This is a genomic window from Longimicrobium sp. (assembly GCF_036280135.1).
Classification (GTDB): Bacteria; Gemmatimonadota; Gemmatimonadetes; order Longimicrobiales; family Longimicrobiaceae; genus Longimicrobium.
The window spans coordinates 1-2,145 of sequence record NZ_DASURI010000430.1; the positions used below are offsets into that span (position 1 = coordinate 1).

2 protein-coding genes are annotated in these 2,145 nt (G+C 69.2%); both read left to right on the top strand.

All coding sequences use genetic code 11. The features are described 5' to 3' along the window. The first annotated feature begins 114 nt into the window (after nt 1-114). Nucleotides 115-792 (top strand): flagellar hook assembly protein FlgD, encoded by a 678-nt coding sequence (locus VFZ20_RS13805; RefSeq protein ID WP_329684478.1) that lies wholly within the window; start codon nt 115-117, stop codon nt 790-792. 65 nt (nt 793-857) lie between these two features. After that, nucleotides 858-2,111, top strand: a complete 1,254-nt coding sequence (locus VFZ20_RS13810; protein ID WP_329684479.1) for a flagellar hook protein FlgE — start codon at nt 858-860, stop codon at nt 2,109-2,111. Nucleotides 2,112-2,145 lie beyond the last annotated feature (34 nt).

A 2,145-nucleotide genomic window follows, 5' to 3' on the forward strand; every position in this document is an offset into this window, starting at 1 on the left:
CACCCCCGGCGCCACCCCGCGCCAAGCGGACGATGCACCCGCGCGCCAGCCGCGCCGGGACCCCAACGACACCCACGAGCGCTCCCGGCGGGAGCGGGAAGGACAGAAGAACGGATGATCTCGTCCGTCCAGGGCGCGCAGGCGTCCACCCCATCATCGGCGTTCAGCAACGCCGTCAGCGGGCCGGGGGGCAAGCTGGGCAAGGAGGAGTTCCTGCGGCTGCTCGTGACGCAGATGCAGAACCAGGATCCCATGAACCCCATGCAGGGCGAGGAGTTCGCCGCCCAGCTGGCGCAGTTCAGCAGCCTGGAGCAGCTCATCGGCATCGGCACGCAGCTCAGCTCGCAGGCCGAGATGGCGCAGCTGGCCCTGAGCGGCATCAACGCGCAGAACGCCATGGGCACGCTGGGCCGCCAAGTCACGGCGCAGGGCGACGACGTGCGCATCTCCGAGAACGGGCAGGCGTCCGTGACGTTCGAGGTGGGCGCGGGCGGGGGCAACGCCACCGTGCGCATCTACGACGAGAAGGGGCGCGAGGTGGGCTCGCGCGAGCTGGGCGCCGTGCAGGCGGGCCGGCAGACGGTGGAGCTGGGAAGCGCCGCGGAGCACCTCCCCGCGGGCAACTACACCTACAAGGTAGAGGTCACCGACGCCGCCGGAGCGGCGGTGCCGGTGCAGACGTACACCATCGCCACCATCGACGGCGTGCGGTACGGACAGGAAGGGCCGGTGCTGCTGAGCAATGGGATCGAGATCCCGCTGCAGTACGTGGTTGCGGTGGAATCGAAGTAACAGCGGGATCGCGAAATCCCATCCTCGACGAAACGACTGAACGACATCCCAAGGAGAACACGAAGATGATGCGCTCTCTCTTCGCCGGCGTCAGCGGCCTCAAGAACCACCAGACCCGCATGGACGTGATCGGCAACAACGTGGCGAACGTCAACACCCTGGCCTTCAAGAGCAGCCGCGTGACGTTCCAGGAAAGCTTCGCGCAGACGCTCTCGGGCGCCGTGGCGCCGGGCAACGGCATCGGCGGCGTGAACGCCAAGCAGGTGGGCCTGGGCTCGCAGGTGGGCAGCATCGACACCCTGTTCACGCAGGGCAACATCGAGAGCACGGGCATCAGCACCGACCTGGCCATCCGCGGCGACTCGTTCTTCGTGGTGAGCGACGGCGCCCGCCAGTTCTACACCCGCGCCGGCAACTTCCAGCTGGACGCCGACGGCCGCCTGGTGAACCCCACCACGGGCTACGTGCTGCAGGGCCGCATGTCCAACAGCGCCGGCACGCTGGTGGACAGCATCACCGACATCCAGCTCCCCTATGGCCAGAAGACGCCCGCCAGCGCCTCGACGGGCGCCGTGCTGGGCGGCAACCTGGACAGCGGCGCGGCCACGGGCACCGTCGAGGAGACGTCCATCATCGTCTACGACTCGCTGGGCGCCAAGCACGACCTCAAGGTCACCTTCACCAAGACGGCCACGCCCAACCAGTGGAACTGGGCCGTCGACACCTCCACGCTGACCCCCGCCGAGGCGGCGACGGTCACGGGCGGCACGGGCGTGCTCAACTTCAACAACGACGGCACGCTCAACGGCTCCACCTCCACCTTCTCGCCCATCGGCTTTCAGCCGGCCGGCGGCGCGGCGGTGATGGCCATCAACCTCACGGGCGGCACGGGGCTCAACGCCATCTCGCAGTTCGCCGGCCGCACCACGGCGCTGCTGGCCAGCCAGGACGGCTACGCGGCGGGCACGCTGGCCGACTTCCAGATCGACACCAGCGGCACCATCAGCGGCAGCTTCACCAACGGCGTCACGGTCACGCTGGGGCAGATCGCCCTGGCCGACTTCAACAACCCCGGCGGCCTGGAGCGCGCGGGCGACAACATGTGGGGCACGTCGCCCAACTCCGGCGAGGCGCTCGTGGGCTTTGCCCGCGAGGGCAGCACGTCGCTCATCAGCAGCGGCGCGCTCGAGGCGAGCAACGTGGACCTGGCGCAGGAGTTCACCAACATGATCGTGGCGCAGCGCGGCTTCCAGGCCAACGGCCGCGTCATCACCACGGCGGACGAGATGCTGCAGGACGTGGTGCAGCTCAAGCGGTAATCCGCGGATCCTGTCCGGCGGACGGCGCGAGGGC

Coding starts and splice junctions, on each gene's coding strand:
- VFZ20_RS13805 (WP_329684478.1), top strand. CDS start 115: ATGATCTCGTCCGTCCAGGGCGCGCAGGCGTCCACCCCATCATCGGCG.
- VFZ20_RS13810 (WP_329684479.1), top strand. CDS start 858: ATGATGCGCTCTCTCTTCGCCGGCGTCAGCGGCCTCAAGAACCACCAG.